This window comes from Gordonia sp. (in: high G+C Gram-positive bacteria) (assembly GCF_012515855.1).
Classification (GTDB): Bacteria; Actinomycetota; Actinomycetes; order Mycobacteriales; family Mycobacteriaceae; genus Gordonia.
On the sequence record NZ_JAAYXO010000200.1, the window covers coordinates 1 to 16,811 of the forward strand.

The 16,811-nt window shown below is 67.8% G+C and carries 14 protein-coding genes; 7 read left to right on the plus strand and 7 right to left on the minus strand.

The features are described 5' to 3' along the window. Positions 1–500: 500 nt before the first annotated feature. From GX543_RS14270 to GX543_RS14280, 3 genes are read left to right on the plus strand one after another with little or no spacing between them, the layout of a single operon-like run. Complete coding sequence (locus GX543_RS14270) at positions 501–1,040, plus strand: TetR/AcrR family transcriptional regulator (protein ID WP_290852800.1); 540 nt, start codon at positions 501–503, stop codon at positions 1,038–1,040. Between the two features lie 8 nt (positions 1,041–1,048). Further along, positions 1,049–2,602, plus strand: coding sequence for an MFS transporter (locus GX543_RS14275; RefSeq protein ID WP_290852801.1), 1,554 nt, complete (start codon positions 1,049–1,051; stop codon positions 2,600–2,602). A gap of 28 nt (positions 2,603–2,630) precedes the next feature. After that, positions 2,631–3,494, plus strand: a complete 864-nt coding sequence (locus GX543_RS14280) for a hypothetical protein (RefSeq protein WP_290852803.1) — start codon at positions 2,631–2,633, stop codon at positions 3,492–3,494. A gap of 72 nt (positions 3,495–3,566) precedes the next feature. Here GX543_RS14280 and GX543_RS14285 read toward each other — a convergent pair whose 3' ends face one another. Together GX543_RS14285 and GX543_RS14290 are read right to left on the minus strand one after the other, a co-directional pair. Next, positions 3,567–4,913, minus strand: coding sequence for a lipase family protein (locus tag GX543_RS14285; protein WP_290852805.1), 1,347 nt, complete (start codon positions 4,911–4,913; stop codon positions 3,567–3,569). Next, a complete protein-coding gene (locus tag GX543_RS14290) occupies positions 4,910–6,175 on the minus strand; it encodes a hypothetical protein (protein ID WP_290852806.1) in 1,266 nt (421 codons plus the stop codon). The genes GX543_RS14285 and GX543_RS14290 overlap by 4 nt, the downstream gene beginning before the upstream one ends. Positions 6,176–6,482: 307 nt before the next feature. Here GX543_RS14290 and GX543_RS14295 point away from each other — a divergent pair, with 307 nt between their 5' ends. Further along, positions 6,483–7,694 carry a CaiB/BaiF CoA-transferase family protein gene (locus tag GX543_RS14295; protein WP_290852808.1) on the plus strand — a complete coding sequence of 404 codons (1,212 nt, stop codon included), beginning with the start codon at positions 6,483–6,485 and terminating at the stop codon, positions 7,692–7,694. Between the two features lie 110 nt (positions 7,695–7,804). Here GX543_RS14295 and GX543_RS14300 read toward each other — a convergent pair whose 3' ends face one another. Then, positions 7,805–8,842, minus strand: coding sequence for a carbon-nitrogen hydrolase family protein (locus GX543_RS14300; RefSeq protein WP_290852810.1), 1,038 nt, complete (start codon positions 8,840–8,842; stop codon positions 7,805–7,807). A 224-nt stretch (positions 8,843–9,066) separates the two neighbouring features. On the opposite strand from GX543_RS14300, the gene GX543_RS14305 reads away from it, so the two are divergent. Next, entirely contained in the window at positions 9,067–9,753 is a 687-nt protein-coding gene (locus GX543_RS14305; RefSeq protein ID WP_290852812.1) for an SDR family oxidoreductase, read from the plus strand. Positions 9,754–9,762: 9 nt separating this feature from the next. Here GX543_RS14305 and GX543_RS14310 read toward each other — a convergent pair whose 3' ends face one another. Then, complete coding sequence (locus GX543_RS14310) at positions 9,763–10,158, minus strand: nuclear transport factor 2 family protein (RefSeq protein WP_290852815.1); 396 nt, start codon at positions 10,156–10,158, stop codon at positions 9,763–9,765. Positions 10,159–10,274: 116 nt separating this feature from the next. Here GX543_RS14310 and GX543_RS14315 point away from each other — a divergent pair, with 116 nt between their 5' ends. Next, positions 10,275–10,616, plus strand: a complete 342-nt coding sequence (locus tag GX543_RS14315; RefSeq protein WP_290852816.1) for a YnfA family protein — start codon at positions 10,275–10,277, stop codon at positions 10,614–10,616. Positions 10,617–10,627: 11 nt separating this feature from the next. Here the strand turns inward: GX543_RS14315 and GX543_RS14320 are convergent, their stop codons facing one another. Both GX543_RS14320 and GX543_RS14325 read right to left on the minus strand, forming a co-directional pair. Further along, positions 10,628–11,005 (minus strand): hypothetical protein, encoded by a 378-nt coding sequence (locus tag GX543_RS14320; RefSeq protein ID WP_290852817.1) that lies wholly within the window; start codon positions 11,003–11,005, stop codon positions 10,628–10,630. Positions 11,006–11,189: 184 nt separating this feature from the next. Further along, positions 11,190–12,380 carry an acyl-CoA dehydrogenase family protein gene (locus GX543_RS14325; protein ID WP_290852819.1) on the minus strand — a complete coding sequence of 397 codons (1,191 nt, stop codon included), beginning with the start codon at positions 12,378–12,380 and terminating at the stop codon, positions 11,190–11,192. A 192-nt stretch (positions 12,381–12,572) separates the two neighbouring features. Here GX543_RS14325 and GX543_RS14330 point away from each other — a divergent pair, with 192 nt between their 5' ends. Further along, the gene (locus GX543_RS14330) at positions 12,573–13,631 is read left to right on the plus strand and encodes a DUF2804 family protein (RefSeq protein ID WP_290852820.1); all 1,059 of its coding nucleotides are present in this window, start codon (positions 12,573–12,575) and stop codon (positions 13,629–13,631) included. A gap of 119 nt (positions 13,632–13,750) precedes the next feature. On the opposite strand, the gene GX543_RS14335 is transcribed toward GX543_RS14330, so the two are convergent. After that, positions 13,751–16,669, minus strand: coding sequence for a class I tRNA ligase family protein (locus tag GX543_RS14335; RefSeq protein ID WP_290852822.1), 2,919 nt, complete (start codon positions 16,667–16,669; stop codon positions 13,751–13,753). Between the last annotated feature and the right edge of the window lie 142 nt (positions 16,670–16,811).

Here is a 16,811-nt window from a genome sequence, read left to right on the forward strand (position 1 = left end):
CGGTGTATCGAGATCGCCACCGCACGCCGTCGCCCGGTCTCGATCATGAGCGGGCTCGCTACGCTCACTCGCCGACTCGACCAACAACGGGGACAGGCTGTTTCGGCTACGCTCGCTCGCCCCTTGCTGATCGAGTGCCGCTGCGGCGCGAAGCACGCAACGGCGTAGCGAGATCGCCCCGCACGCCGTCACCCCGGTCTCGATCATGAGCGGGCTCGCTACGCTCACACGCCGACTCGACCAACAAAGGAGAAGGCGCCCTCGGCCACGCCCACTCGCCCCACGCTGATCGAGTGCCGCTGCGGCGCGAAGCCCGCAACGGCATATCGAGATCGCCACCGCACGCCGTCGCCCGGTCTCGATCATGAGCGGGCTCGCTACGCTCACTCGCCGACTCGACCAACAGGGAAGGCAGTCCACCCGGGTAGCCCTCGATTCGCCCTCGTTCCCGAATTCCTGTACAAACGTACATGTACATACGTACAGAATTTGGAGGAGTCATGGCGAAGCGAGATCCGCAGGCGCGGCGCGCGGCGATCGTCAAGGCGGCGGCCGATCTGGTGATCGAGGTCGGACCAGAGCGCATCACCCATCGCCTGGTGGCCGAGCGCGCGGGAGTCCCGCTCGGGTCCACCACGCAGTACTTCACCTCGCTCGACGACCTCCGCACGCAGGCCCTGCAGTTGCTGGCCAAAGAGATCGACGACGACCTCGACGCCGTTCGCCGGAGCCTTGTGGCGTCAGGCGGGTCACCGGCCCTGTTGGTCGACCGCCTCCACGAGTACCTCCACAACAGCCGCAATGTGGCAGCCGACGTCTCTCTCATGTCCGCCGGGGCCTTCGACTCCGACCTCCGCGAACTCTCCCTCCGCTGGCAGAACAACTTCGTCGAGATCCTGAACGAGTACGTCGGCCACGACAGCGCGCTCGCCCTGGCGATGCTGGCCGACGGCGTCGTCGTTCACACCGCCCTGCACGGAACCGTCGTCTCCAAAGACTTCCTCCACACCCTCGTCGCGCCGTTCATGGCGCAGAAATGATTGACCGGATGAGCACCGAACTCACCTCCGACGCGCCGACCTTCTCGAGTCGCCGTGCCTGGCTGGCCACCGCCGTCCTCAGCGCCAGCCTGCTGGTGATCGTCATGGACATGACGATCCTCAACGTCGCGCTGCCCGCGATGTCGGCCGACCTCGAACCCAGTGCCGACCAGGTGCTGTGGATCGTCGACGTCTATTCGCTGGTCCTGGCCGGACTTCTGGTTCCGGCGGCCGCCCTGGCTGATCGCTGGGGCCGAAAGCGATTGTTGATCGCGGGCTACGCGATCTTCGGAGCAGCCTCGCTGTTGGTGCTGGCCGCCGACTCCGCGATCGACGTGATCGGCATCCGCGCTCTGCTCGGCATCGGCGGCGCGCTCATCATGCCGACCACCCTGTCGACCATCCGCATCCTGTTCTCCGATGCCCGCGAGCGGGCCCGCGCGCTGGCCGTCTGGGCATCGATCGCCGGTCTGGGCGCGGCTATCGGCCCGCTGATCGGCGGCTTCCTGGTGGAGCACTTCTCGTGGCAGTCCGCGTTTCTGGTCAATGTCCCGCTGATGGCGCTCGCGGTGATCGCCGCGGCCTTCCTGATCCCGGAATCGCGCTCGGCTGATCCCGGGGTCTGGGACTGGCTCGGGATCGTCCTCTCGTTCACCGGCATCACCCTGGTGATGTGGTCGGTGAAGCATTTCGGCGCCGAATCGAGCCTCCTGGTCCCCGGGGGTTGGGCCGCGATGATCGGCGGTGCCGCGCTCCTGTACCTCTTCGTTCGCCGCAGCCTGCGGCAGGAGCGTCCGATGCTCGACTTCGGCCTCTTCCGCAGCCGCGTCTTCACCGGCGGCATCGCGGGCGCCCTCGGTTCGATGTTCGCGATGGCCGCCGCACTGCTGCTGCTGGCCCAGTGGCTGCAGGCCGTCGAGGGCAGTTCGCCGATCCGCGCAGGCGTCGAACTGATCCCCCTGGCGATCACCGCGGCGATCGCCTCCCTCGCGGCACCCGCCCTCTCCGAATGGATCGGTCCGCGGGCAGTGATGGCGGGCGGGATCGCCACCGCAGGCATCGGAATGATCCTGGTCTTCCTGGTCCCCGGCGAGCTCCACTACGCGTCGGTGGTCGTGAGCCTCTGCCTGGTCGGCTTCGGCATGGGCTCCCTGGCCATCGGATCGGCACTCATCATGTCGGGCAGCCCGGAGAATCGCGCAGGCAACGCCGCGGCGATGGAAGAGACGTCGTACGAGCTCGGCAGCGTTGTCGGCGTCGCGCTGCTGGGCAGCATCGCCGCGGTCCTGTACCGCGGGCAGCTCGCCGATTCCGAGCAACTGGCCGCGCTCGATCCTCAGGTCGGGGAAGCCGTCCGCGAATCGATCGGGTCGGCGGCCGCCGTCTCGCAAGACCTCGGACTACCCGGTCTGGCACAGGAGACCGGCGCCGCCTTCACCGAGTCGATGCAGGTCACCAATCTGATCGGCGGTCTCATCATGCTGGCGGTGGCCGCCACGGTGTTCTTCGTTATTCCTCGGGGAACTCGGCTCGACGCGAAGATCGACGACGAGCTCGTCTGACCGCGCGAGCGATGGCACAGTTAAGGATATGACCACCGATCAGGCCGCCATTGCCCGCCGCGCGTACGACTCCCTCGAGCCGTTCCACGTTCTCACCTACTTCAATCCGGGAGTGGGTGCGGCGCAGAAGGACCTGGGGCTCGACGGCCACGCCCTGTATGTCGGCGGCCGCGCCTGCGCTCTCGGCGAGACCACGGGTGCCGTCGTCGCCGCCACGTTCTACAACTTTGCCCCGGGCCTGATCGTCGACTCCTGGGAGCGCGCCCGCGCCGTCGGTCTCGCCGCCATCGACGACCGCCGCTACGCCATGCTCGACGAGCAGTACCGTGCCATCCTCGGCGATGCCGACGAGCAGATCGCTCCGCTCTTGCCGGAGTACGCGGCGATCGTGGCCGCGCTGCCGCTGTCGGGCCGTCCGCTCGGCGGCGCGTGGGCGTCGACGCCGATCCCCGAGGTCCCGCATCTGGCTCTGTGGCGTCATCTGACCGCGCTGCGGGAGTGGCGCGGCGACAATCACATCGCCGAACTCGTGAGCCACGAACTGAACGGCCTCGACGCGGGGGTGTTCCACGAGGCCGAGCTCCCCGACCCGACCGTCCAGCGGCACGTGATGAGCAAGCCGATGTTCCTGCTGACCCGCGGATGGTCGGAGGACGACTGGAGCGCCTCCGTCGACCGCCTGGCGCAGCGCGGCCTCGCGACCGGCGACGCGCAGAGCCATCGCCTCACCGACGCCGGATACGGGCTCTACCAGGATATCGAGCGCCGGACCGACGAGGTCACCGGAGCCAGCCTGCCCGCCAGCTTCGCCGCGCTCATCGAACAGACCCGCCCGCTGGTGAAGCCGATCCTCGACGCCGGAGTGCTGCCCGGAACCAAGAAGAAGGGCTAGCCCCAGACAGAAGCGCCGACAAAGGCCGGCGCCGCGTGCTCAACACACGGCGCCGGCCTTTCTGCTGTCGGCCTACTTCTCCAGGTTGGCCGCGAACCAGTCGATGGTCTGCATGCCGAGAAGGTCAGTGCCCCAGCCGTACATGTCGGTGATGAACTTGACCATGCTGCAATCGGTCGGCTGGTAGTCGACCTTGCCGCCGCGGCTGCGCCACTCGCGGACCAGCTTGCGCGAGTCGGCAGCCGGCACCAGCGACATCGGCGAGTCGTCGGCGACACACGACGCCACCAGGGTGCGGACGCCCTTGGCCGGCGTGCCCTTGCCCATCACGTTGTCACGATAGGCGCGCTGGAACGCGGGGATGTTCGCGGGCGACTGGTTGCCCTTGAACAGCGTCTTCAGCGGCACCATGGGCAGCGTGAAGTACGCGGGCGTCTGGCACTGGGTGCGGTAGTAGTCGGCGACCTTGCGACCGGCGTCGTTGAGGTGGTCGTTGATCCGCATGTCGGGGTAGTGCGGCTCCAGGCCCAGCAGCGTCGCCATCGCGAAGCCCGAGCCGACGGAGCCGTCAGCGGTGGCGATGAAGTTGCGGTAGTTCGGGACCATGCCCTCGATCACGGCGGCCGTGATGTTCAGCTCGGGCGCGTAGGAGTCCTTGAGCTCCAGCGCCTGGCCGGTGCCGACGCCACCGCCGGCAATGCCGAACAGGCCGACGGGGGCCTTCTCCGACAGTTCCGCGTCGTCGACGGCAAGTGCGGCGCGAACCGCATCGAGGCTTGTGTGGGCGTTGTACTTGCCCGCGAAGACGCCGTGCGGCTTGGGATCGCCGTTGTTGCCGACGTCCGACATCACCACCGCGTAGCCCTTGCCGAACAGCTGGGCCAGCGGGCCCAGCGCCGACCACGAGGCGCCGTCCATCGGATCCGCACCGGTCCACATGGCCGACGAGTGGCAGTTGGCGCCGACGCTGTCGTTGGCCATCTGGTAGCTGACGATCGGTCGGTCGGCGTTGCGGCGACCGTCGCGCGGGATCATGATGATGCCCGTGCTGATGTCGGCCTTGCCGTCGAGTGCGGTCGTGACGTACATGATCTTGTAGGCGTCGACGTTGCCCGGCCGGAAGCCGGTGAACTGCACGGCCACCTTCTTGGCCTTCAGCAGCGTGCCCGCCTTCTCCGAGCCGGTGAGTGCGGGCTCGCGGTAGAACGGGTCGGTGGACGTCAGCGGCGTCATGATCTCATCGGGGCTCGCCATCCGCCCGTCCTTGAACGTGCCGAGGACGAAGCCGTTGAACACCTCCCCGAGCTGCGGAGTCCGGTTCGGCGGGCCGGCCTGAGCCGGCGCGGCGGCCAGGGTCAGTCCCACCGCCAGGGCACCGACGATCGCGGTCAGCGAGGTCATCGCCTTCTTCAACGTCATTTCACTTCCACTTTCAGGGTGTTCAGCGCGGACTGCATCATCGGCAGCAGGTTCCAGATGGGACGGTGCTGTTCGATCTGCTGGTCGGAGGGCATGCGGAGCTCACGGCTCAGTGCGGGCCACCGGTTCTCCACCTGGAAGCGGTACTTCGGCAGCAGCTGATCGGTGATGTAGGCCCAGCGCTCCTCGAAGACCGACCAGTTCCACGACGGCAGCGGCACGGTGACGGCGACGGTACGACCGTCGACGGTGGTGCCCTTCAGCTGGAGCGGCTTGTACGACCTCAGCGGCAGCACGCCGGCCACCGAGGGCGAGCCCGCCAGGGTGCTGGCGTAGGTCATCGCCTCGCCGACGTCGCCCTTGTACGCGCGGACGGTGTCCCACTGCTTGTTGATGACGTCACCCTGCTCACGCTTCAGCAGGCGAGCGTTGCCCGCGGCGATGCCGTCGGGCGTCTTGGTGGCGACGCTCTCCCAGGCCTGCAGGATCTCGTCGTCGAACAGTCCGGCGCTGTGCATCTCACGCAGGGCGGGCATGCCGACGGTCACGTATGCGCGGTGCATCGGCATCAGGTCGCTGAAGATGTTCTTCTGCATCACCAGGATCGACCCCTGGACGTAGCGAAGGTCGGCCGGCGTGATGGTCGCGCCGACGCGGGCAAGCGCGCGGAGTCCGGTGGGCAGCTTGTCGATGAAGATCGGCCCGAACGCACGGTTGGTCTCGGTAACGATCGCGTTCGCGACCGGAGCCAACCGGGTGATCTGGTACACGTCGGTGGCCATCTCGAAGTCCAGGAGACCGCCGCCGAAGTCGGCGCCGACCAGTCCGCCCATGCCTGCCCACTGGAGTTCACGGTGCTTGAGCTGGAGGTTCTTGTACAGCTGGTACGACTTCGCGAGGTTGTCGCGGTTCGCGGTGACCCCGGCGCGCGGATTCCACGACTTCAGGTCGATGCCCGCAGCCACGGTGGTGTCGGCCAACCAGTACTGAAGCAGCAGTGCCTTATACGACGTCGGCGCGACCCCTCGTTCGCGCGCCTCGTCGAGCAGCTTCTTCAGGACCGCCGGGTCGGTCGGCAGCGACGGGTGGATTCCGCCGGGCCCGTGGTCGGCGTCGCGGTTCACGAGCGGCAGGTTCAGGTACTTGTCCAGATCGCCGACGGCTCGTGCGCTGGGCGCGACCAAGGTAGTGCCGGTCAGCACGAGGGCCGCGACCATCGCAATGGTCAGAGCCCGCATCGCGGTTCTGCGGAGAGATCGCATCTGGGTTACCTCACGCGGCCATCGCCGCCTTGTCACGCGGTAGTCCGCTCGACTCCGCTGCTCGAGCAAGTGAAACAGGTGAATTTCGGGAATCAAAACAACGAACAATGATGCGTTCGGCCAGGCCCGCGGATTCGGTGATCTGACAACGGTGCAGGTCCAAACACGAAAGGCCGGCCGATCCAGCCGCGACGGAACACCGCGCGGACCACTGCGCGGACCGACGGATTCACTTGTTCGAGGGACACCGATTGAGACGCGGCGCACAGGCCGATTCCGGGCTGTCGTCCGATGTCATAGTGACTGTATGGCACAGCACTCCAACCCCTTGCTCCCCCTCGACGGCATGGTCGTCGTCACCCTCGAGCAAGCCGTTGCCGTCCCCCTGGCCTCGCGTCATCTGGCCGACATGGGCGCTCGGGTCATCAAGATCGAACGCACCGACGGCGGCGACTTCGCCCGCGCCTACGACACCGCGGTCCACGGCACCGGCGCACACTTCGTCTGGCTCAATCGCGGCAAGGAGTCCCTGGCCGTCGACCTCAAGACCGACGACGGGCGCGACATCGTGCGGACGCTGATCGGGAAGGCCGACGTCTTCCTGCAGAATCTGGCCCCGGGTGCCGCCGAGCGACTCGGCTTCGGATCGGACGTCTTGCGGGCAGACCATCCGGAGCTCGTAACGGTCGACCTCTCCGGCTACGGCGCCGACGGTCCGTTCCAGGATCGCAAGGCGTACGACATGCTGATTCAGGCCGAGAGCGGACTGATCTCGATCACCGGCACCCCCGACGACGCCGTCAAGACCGGCATCCCCACCGCCGACATCGCGTCAGGCATGTACTGCGCCCAGGCAGTACTCGCCGCGCTGCTGCGTCGGTACCGGACCGGGGAGGGCGCGCGGATCGAGGTCTCGATGCTCGAGGCGACCGTCGAATGGATGGGCCACTCGCTGTACACGCAGATGTACACCGGCGCGCAGCCGCCGCGGATGGGCGTCAGCCACGTGTCGATCGCACCCTACGACTCCTACCCCACCCTCGACGGCCAGATCCTCATCGGCGTCCAGAGCGACGGCGGCTGGAACGCCCTCACCGAGGTGCTCGGGATCGCCGACCTCGCCACCGACCCGCGCTTCGACACCAACATTCACCGGGTCGAGAACCGCGCGGCGTGCGACGCCGTGGTCGCCGAGCAGACGCGCGGCTGGACCACCGCCGAACTCGACGCCGCCCTCGCCGGCGCGGGCATTCCAGCGGCCCAGATCAAGGAACTGAGCGACGTCGCCGCCCACCCGCAGCTGGCCGCGCGCGATCGCTGGCGGACGGTCGGCACCGAGTTCGCCCAGGTCAAGGCCCTGCTCCCACCGGTCACGTTCGCCGACGTGGCCGCCGTCATGGGCGACGTCCCAGCCCTGGGCCGGCACACGGCGGCACTCCTCGCCGAGATGGGATACGACCAGAACGCGATCGACAGACTGGCCACCGCCGGCGTGGTCGGGCTTCGGGCACAGGACTGACTGAGACGAGCCGCGCAGTGTCCCCCAGGGGGATATGGCACATCGGGTGCTCGAACCGGAGAGACGCCCGCCCTGAATCTGATGCAGGCCTCATTCACCGGGAGCGGCATTCAAGTAGCCGGTTCGTCGCGGCCGATCTCCTCGGCTGCCGAAAGCCCCGCGGCCCGACCATGCCGCCGGTAGTACGACTTCGCGGCCAGATTCTGCTGGTGCCAGTAGGCGCGCAGGGCCGCGGGCAGCGCGGGGATCCAGAAGCGGTCCTCGGTGGCGCGCAGCGGCGGACGCCCACCGATCTCGATGTCGGCGATCACCACGCCCGCCCCCTCAGCCGTGTTCCGCGCGGCAAGTACCGTTCCGTCGGCGGCCACGATCTGCGTGGCGCCGACGAACGAGGTCTCGTACGGAACGGCGACGTCGACTCCCGGCGCTAGAAGGAAGTCGGTGCGGAAACGACCGCAGTGCGAGGCCTGCAGGACCGGCGCGCCCACCCGCAGGGCGAACTCGACCGGCGCCTGTTCGGACAGGTAGCGGTTGTACTGCGCCAGCGATCCGAAAACGTCCCGTACCAGCGGCCCCCAGTTGGTCGGCACCGTCCACCAGTGCGTTCCGGTCATCACCACGTCGACTCCGGCCAGCCGCCGGGCCGTCTGCGTTCGAATCAACTCCCAGCAGACCGCAGCTCCCATCCGCCCGAGGCCGGTATCGAACACGCCGTCGTCGGCGCCCGGCCCGTAGAAGGCGTTCTCCCACATGGTCGGCAGGTCCTTGTCGTGCAGGTGCACGCTGCCGTCCGGCTCGAACAAGTGATAGCGGTTGTAGACCTCGCCCCCGTCGGCGATGAGCATCGACCCGCCCAGCCGCACCGAATGTCGTCGCGCGAGCGACGCCAGCAGGTCGACCGCGACGTTCGACGGCGGCAGCACACTGCGATAGACCTCCGACTGCAGCGGCAGCGGCGAGGTGGCGAACTCCGGGATCGCGATGAGCGTGGCGCCGGCGTCGATCGCCTCGGTGATCAGCACTTCCAGTCGCCGCAGGTTCTCCGCGACGTCGCCCGGCACGCCCTGGAACTGCACCGCTGCCGCTCGTACTGCGGCCGATCCCCCGCCCTTGCCGGTCGTGCCGTCGGATTCACCCGGTTCGCTCATGCCTCCGACCGTAGCGGGACGTCCGGGCGACGCATGCTTCACCTCGCCCGATCGAGTGTGCGACCTCGCCTCGGGCGTCCGCCACACCGTCACGCTGCCGGCCGGGTGGGCCACTACCGCTTGGGGCTCAACCGCACGGTGACCACCGGCCTGGTCCACCCTTATCGTCGACGCGGCCGCGCCCATCCAGCGCAGGAAGTACTGAACGCAATACGATCGGCGGCATGCCTACCGCTTTGATCACCGGAGCCAGCCGCGGTGTGGGCGCGCAGATCGCGCGCGCCCTCGCCCCCACCCACGACCTCCTGCTCGGCGGGCGCGGTTCCGCAGAACTCGACGCGCTGGCCATGGAATTCGACGGCGCGGTGACCCTACCGGTCGACATCACCGACTACGAGGCGCTCGAGACCGCAGTGGAGACCATCGACTCCCTCGACGTCCTGGTGCACAGCGCCGGGGTGTCGAGCAGTCTGGAAGCCGTCGCCGACACTCCCGTCGAGGAGTGGCGGCAGGTGATGGACGTCAACGTGATCGCCGCGGCCGAGCTGACGCGGCTGCTGCTCCCCGCATTGCGAGCCACCGCGGGTCACGTGGTGTTCCTCAATTCGGGAGCAGGGATGAACGTCCGCGCCAACTGGACCCCGTATGCCGCGAGCAAATTCGCTCTCCGCGCCCTGGCCGACGGGATCCGCGCCGAGGAGCCGACGCTGCGCGTCACATCAATCTTCCCGGGCCGGATCGACACCGACATGCAACGCGACATCGTCGCCTTCGAGGGCGGTGAGTACGACCCGTCGAAGTACCTGCGCGCCGAGACGGTCGCCGCCGCGGTGGCCACAGCGATCGCGACGCCCGCGGACGCGCATCCGACCGAGGTGGTGCTGCGTCCTCGGGCGTCGCGGAATGTCTAGTGTCGCTGCTCAGACCTGCTTGAGGTCCGACTGATCCCAGACCGCGCGCATGCTGACGATCTTGCCCTCGTCGTTGAAGACCATGATGTCGACCGGCGTGATCTCGAAGCTCATGCCGCCGGTGCCGGTGACCAGGGTGAACTCGAAGACGGCGGTGTCTCCGGCGATCTTGGTCCACTTGAGGGTCGCGTCGCGACTGTCGAGCGAGGTGATGATGCCGTAGAACTCGACCAGTTCGGCGCGCGTGCCACGGATCGGAGCCCCGATCGGGTCTTCGACAGTCGCGCCGTCGGCGAACAGATCGGCGAGGTCGTCGGCGGTGCCGTTGTTGAGGCCGTCGATGTAGGCCTGGACGGTCGCGGCGATCTTGTCGGACAGACCGATCTCCTGCTGCTCAGCAGTCATTTCTACTCCCTGAATTGGAACACGTTCTACTTCGGCGAGCGTAGCAGTACGCGCACCTCGCCGCGAGGGCTGCGAGAAATCGTTCGACGCCCACCCGGCCTGGCATCATCGACGCCATGTCCGTGACCCGTTCGATCATCCTGTTCGTGCTCGCCGCCGTCGCCGAGATCGGCGGGGCCTGGCTCATCTGGCAGGGCGTTCGCGAGCACCGCGGTTGGCTCTGGATCGGCGCGGGCGTGGTGGCGCTCGGTCTCTACGGCTTCGTCGCCACCCTGCAGCCCGACGCCGAGTTCGGCCGCATCCTGGCCGCTTACGGCGGGGTGTTCGTCGCCGGATCGCTGCTGTGGGGGATGCTGGTCGACGGCTTCCGCCCCGACCGCTGGGACGTGATCGGCGCGCTGATCTGCCTCGTCGGCGTCGCAGTCATCATGTACATGCCGCGCGCGCTGGAGACGTAACTTTCAGGGCGTCAGTCGAGCCGGGTCCACCCCGCGCCGGTCGTGTACGACGTCGAAATGGTCTTGCGCGAACCCTCCGTCTTAGGCCACTGGATGGTGACGATGGTGGGCCCGAGATCCACCTTGGCGCCGTCGGCCGTGGTGAACTGCATGGAGTTCGGGGTGTCGGTGAAGAACTCGCCCCGCATCGCGACGAACTTCCGCTTCGACTTGGGATCGTTCCCGTCGGGCTTCTCGGTGGTCCAGGCCTTGAGGTAGCGGACGCCCGAGTGGTTGCGGCACGCCGTGAAGCGGTGGTCGCCGCTCCACATCATGCGGACCGCGATCTCGCCGTTGTCGCACCGCGCAGCGGGCTCGACGAATCCGTTGAGATCTCCACCCCACGGCATGATTCCGCTGGTGGGAGGCGGTGACAGGGGAGTGGTTGGCAGGGGAGTGGGCGTGACGTCCGACGCCGCGTCGTCGCTCGATCCGCACGCCGAGATCAGTACCGCAGTCGCCGCGCACAGCACGAGGCCGGCACCCCTCGTGGCCGGCCTGCGCGCTGCTTCTTCTCTCGTGCGTACGTTCGCTCTACTTGAGTTCGGCACTGCTCTTGCCCAGGACCCGACGGGCGATGATCAACTGCTGGATCTGCTGGGTGCCTTCGAAGATGTCGAGGATCTTGGAGTCACGAGCCCACTTCTCGAGGAGCTCGGTCTCCGAGAACGCCGCCGTGGCGCCGATCTCGACGGCCTTGTTGGTCAGTTCGGTGACCATGCGGCCGGCCTTGGCCTTCGACATCGACGCCTCGCTGGAGTTCGGCGTCTTGTTGTCGGCCATCCAGGCCGCACGCAGGGTCAGCATCCAGGACGACTCCCAGTCCGACTCCAGGCGGATGAAGTCCGCGACGGCGGCGTGCTGAACGGCGGCCGGACGGTCGTAGTCGATCTCGTGTCCGGCGTCCTCGAGCATCCGACGCAGTTCTTCTAGCGCCGCGCGACCGAGGCCGACGGCCATCGCAGCGACCACCGGGCGGGTGTTGTCGAAGGTCTGCATCACGCCGCCGAAGCCCTTGCGGACCTCGATCTCGGGCGTGCCGAGCAGGTTCTCGGCGGGGACGCGGACGTCGTCGAACACGATGACGGCGGTGTCGGACGAACGCAGACCCAGCTTCTCCTCCAGGCGCGCGACCATCACGCCCTTGCTGTTCAGCGGCACCACGAAGCTCTTGATGGCGGCACGGCCGACAGTCTTGTCGAGCGTCGCCCAGACCACCACGTGGTCCGCGCGCGAACCTGCGGTGACGAAGATCTTCTCGCCGTTGATGACGTAGTCGTCGCCGTCAAGCACCGCGGTGGTCGAGACGGCGGCGGAGTCGCTGCCGAAGCCGGGCTCGGTGATGGCCATGGCCGCCCAGACGTCGGCGAAGCGCTCGAGCTGCTCGTCGTTGGCGACGGCGGCGATGGCCGCGTTGCCGAGGCCCTGGTAGGGGATCGAGAGCATCAGGCCGACGTCGCCCCAGCCGAGCTCGCGGGCGTTCAGCACCGAACGCAGGTTGGCGCCGTTGACGGTTCCCTCGCCGGCGTCCGCCGACTTGTCGGCATCCTTGTCGCCGCCGCGACCCTGCTTGGCGAGCTTGCCGAGTTCGTCGAGCTCGGTGGGGTATTCGTGCTCGGCATTGTCGTACTTGCGAGAGATGGGCCGGAAGATGTGCTCGGCGGCAAGACGTGCGCGCTCGACCGTGGAGTTCAGCTTCTCCGGGAGCTCAAGGTTGATAGCCATGAGGAGACCTTACTACTGAGTAAGATAGATGCCAAGCCCTCGTTCGCTCACGTCGCCGACGATCGCTTGGTGGATCGACGCTCGCTCACTTCCGGAGGTGAGCGAGCGTCGATCCAGTAAGCGAACACGGGCATCCGCACCCGTCGGGACGTCGGAGGCTCAGGTTCAGAACCTCGGCTAAGGTCGACTCCGATGAACACCGTGGTCTTTCCTCCCGCCGCAACCGCCCCGCCGCAGTCCCTGGTCTCGCCGTCCGGGAACTACAACTTCGGCACGTACAACGGGCCCATTCCCACTATCAATCCGCTCGACGCGGCCGGTACCGGTCCGCTGTCGGCGGTACCGCGTCAGACGCGCAACCTGGGCCTCAAGGAGTGGGAGGCCTTCCAGCTCGGCGACGACGACTGGTTCGTCCTCGGCGCGGTCTACAACGCGAAAGCCCTGGGCCTGCTGCAGGTCCTCGTCGTCAACAAGCAGGCGGCGACCATCGCGCGCTGGGAGACCAAACTCCCGTCGCCGATGCTCACCGTCGCACGCGGCCTCGACGACACCATCTCGTCCGGCGAGTTCGGCGGTCTGCGGATCGAGATCGGCAACAACCTGCCCGACGGTGCGCTGACCGTCGACGCCGTCCACCACGGCACCGCGCTGAAGGCGCCGTTGGCCCTGCACGTGACCGGCCATGCCGACCAGGCGGGCGACCTGGTCGTGGTGCATCCGTTCGACGACAACAAGGCGCTGTACTCGCACAAGACGATGATGCCCGCGTCCGGCTCCCTCGCCATCGACGGCGAGCGCGTCGGGCTGGCCGACGACCGCGGTTTCCTGATCCTCGACGACCATCACGGCGACTACCCGCGGCCGATGAAGTACGACTGGGTCACCGGCATCCGCCGCAGTGCCGCTGGCGTCATCGAAGGCTTCAACCTCACCGACAATCAGATCCGCAATCCCGGGGTGTTCAACGAGAACGCCCTGTGGATCGGCGATCAGGTGCACCGACTGCCCGCGGTCCACGTGACGCGGCCCGACGGCCCGTGGGGCAAGTGGTACATCCGCGACGACGCCGGTGCCGTCGACGTGACGTTCACGCCCACCGTGCAGTCGACGCAACACGTCGGCCCCCGCAAGATGCTCGCCGAGTACTACGCGCCCTACGGCTGGTACGAGGGGACCATCGAAGCCGAGACGGCGTCGATGAAGGTCGACGGCGTCTTCGGCGTGGGGGAGCAGAAGCGGATCTCGGTGTAAGCACGTATCCGCGTGCTTCGGCCGAATCCGCGGAGTCAGGAAGACCGCGGATTCCACCGAGTCCCGCGGATGCGACGACCCGCCCTATCCGCGTAGTTCGCGGATAGGGCGCTCAGCCCCTACGGAACGATGTTGACCATCTTGCCGGGGACGAAGATGACCTTGCGGGGCTCACCGCCGTCGAGCAGCGCGGCGATCTTCTCATCGGCCAGGGCCGCGGCGACGACCGTCGCCTCGTCGGCGTCGGCGGCCACGGTGATGCGGCTGCGCGGCTTGCCCTTGACGGCGACGGGCAGCTCGATCGAGTCCTCCACCAGCCACTTCTCGTCGACCTCGGGGAACGGGCCGCGGGCCAGCGAGCCGTCGTTGCCGAGGCGGCTCCACAGTTCTTCGGCCAGGTGCGGTGCCAGTGGCGCGAGCATCAGGACCAGGCCCTGCACCGACTCGCGGGGAGCGCCGCCGGGGTAGTTCTTGGTCAGGAAGTTGGTCAGCTCGATCAACTTGGCGCCCGCGGTGTTGGTCCGCAGGTTGGCGAAGTCGTCGCGCACGCCCTCGATGGTCTTGTGCAGCGCCTTGTTCGCGTCGTCGGACGGGGCCTCGTCGACCACGCGGACGTCGCCGGTCTCCTCGTCGACAACCAGGCGCCAGACGCGCTGCAGGAAGCGCTGCGCGCCGACGACGTCCTTGGTGGCCCAGGGGCGCGACTGGTCCAGCGGACCCATCGACATCTCGTACACCCGCAGGGTGTCGGCGCCGTAGTCGCGGGCGATCTCGTCGGGAGCGACGGAGTTCTTGAGCGACTTGCCCATCTTTCCGTACTCCTGCGTGACCTCCTGGCCCTCATAGAAGTACTTGCCGTCGCGGGCTTCCACCTCGTCGGCGGGCACGTAGACGCCACGCGAGTCGGTGTACGCGTAGGCCTGGATCATGCCCTGGTTGAACAGGCGACGGTACGGCTCGCGGCTGGTGACGTAGCCGAGGTCGAACAGCACCTTGTGCCAGAACCGCGAGTACAGCAGGTGCAGCACCGCATGCTCCACGCCGCCGATGTACAGGTCCAGACCACCGGGGTCGTTCTCACCGTGCACGGCCGGGCGCGGGCCCATCCAATACGCCTCGTTCTCCTTGGCGCACAGCGTCTCGTCGTTGGTCGGATCGATGTACCGCAGCTGGTACCAGGAGCTGCCCGCCCACTGCGGCATCACGTTGGTGTCGCGGGTGTAGGTCTGCGGTCCGTTGCCGAGATCGAGCTCCACGGTCACCCAGTCGGCGGCCTTGGCCAGCGGCGGCGACGGCTCGCTGTCGGCGTCGTCGGGTTCGAAGGCGACGGGCTGGTAGTCGGCCACCTCGGGCAGTTCCACCGGCAGCATCGACTCGGGCAGCGCGTGCGGGGCGCCCTGCGCGTCGTACACGATGGGGAAGGGCTCGCCCCAGTAGCGCTGACGGGCGAACAGCCAGTCGCGCAGCTTGTACTGAACGGTGCCGGTGCCGGTGTCGTCGGCCTCCAGGCGCGCGATCATCGCGGCCTTGGCTTCGTCGACGTTGAGCCCGTTCAAGAAGTCGGAGTTCACCAGCGGTCCGTCGCCGGTATACGCGGCCTCGACGACGCCCGCGTCGGACCCGATGACCTCGATCACCGGCAGCCCGAAGGCGGTCGCGAACTCGTGGTCGCGGGTGTCGTGGCCGGGGACGGCCATGATGGCGCCGGTGCCGTAGCCGATCAGCACGTAGTCGGCGATGAACACCGGAACGGGCCGACCGTTGACCGGGTTGGTGGCGAAGGCACCGGTGAACACACCGGTCTTCTCCTTGTTCTCCTGACGCTCGATGTCGCTCTTGGCCGCGATCGCCGCACGATAGGCCGCGACAGCGCTCTTCGGATCGGCGTGGTGGTATCCCGTGGCCGCACCGTCGGTGGTGCCGGTCCAGCGGGGATCGGTGCCTTCCGGCCACTCCTCGGCGACGATCGCGTCGACCAGCTCGTGTTCGGGTGCCAGGACCATGTAGCTGGCGCCGAACAGCGTGTCGGGGCGGGTGGTGAAGACCTCGATGGCGGCGGCGCTGCCGCCCTGGGCGTACGCGCCGGGCACCGGGAACTTCACCTGCGCACCGCGCGAACGACCGATCCAGTTGCGCTGCATCGTCTTGACCTTCTCCGGCCAATCCAGCAGGTCGAGGTCGTCGAGCAGGCGGTCGGAGTAGGCGGTGATCCGCATCATCCACTGGCGCAGGTTCTTGCGGAACACCGGGAAGTTGCCGCGCTCGCTGCGCCCGTCGGCGGTGACCTCCTCGTTCGCCAGCACGGTGCCGAGTCCGGGGCACCAGTTCACCAGCGAGTTGCTCAGGTACACCAGGCGGTAGTCGTCCAGGACTTCGCGACGTTCGACGGCGCTGAGCGCCACCCAGTCGCGGCCGTCCTCGATCTCGCGCCCACCGTTCTCGAACTCTTCCACCAGCTCGTCGATCGGTCGCGCCTTACCCAGCTCGGGATCGAACCAGGCGTTGTAGATCTGCAGGAAGATCCACTGCGTCCAGCGGTAGAACTCGAGGTCGGTGGTCGCCACCCGGCGACGTTCGTCGTGGCCCAGACCCAGACGGCGGATCTGCTGCAGGTAGCGCTCGATGTTCGCTTCGGTGGTGGTCCGCGGGTGCGTGCCGGTCTGCACGGCGTACTGCTCGGCGGGCAGGCCGAACGAGTCGAAGCCCATCGTGTGCAGGACGTTCTTCCCGGTCATCCGCTGATAGCGCGCGAAGACATCGCTGGCGATGAACCCGAGGGGGTGTCCGACGTGCAGGCCCGCGCCCGACGGGTACGGGAACATGTCCTGGACGAAGAGCTTGTCGTCGGCCTCCGGGCTGTCGCCGCCGGCGAACGCGGAGAAGTCGCCGGCCAGCGGCCCGACGGGGTTCGGCGCGGCAAAAGTCTGGTTGGCAGTCCAGTACTCCTGCCAGCGACCCTCGATCTCACCCGCGGTCGCGGCGGTGTACCGGTGGCCCTCGGTGTCGGCCGGACGATTCGTCGAATCAGCAGAAGTCACCCGACCAGCGTAAATCGTTACCTCGCGTGTCGGAAATCAGGCGGCGCGCGGCCCACCGTCGGCGCGTCGCCCATCAGCGCTGTCGGCCGCACCACGAACGTCGCCGACATTTAGGGCATCGGTCGGGACCGACGTAGACTGA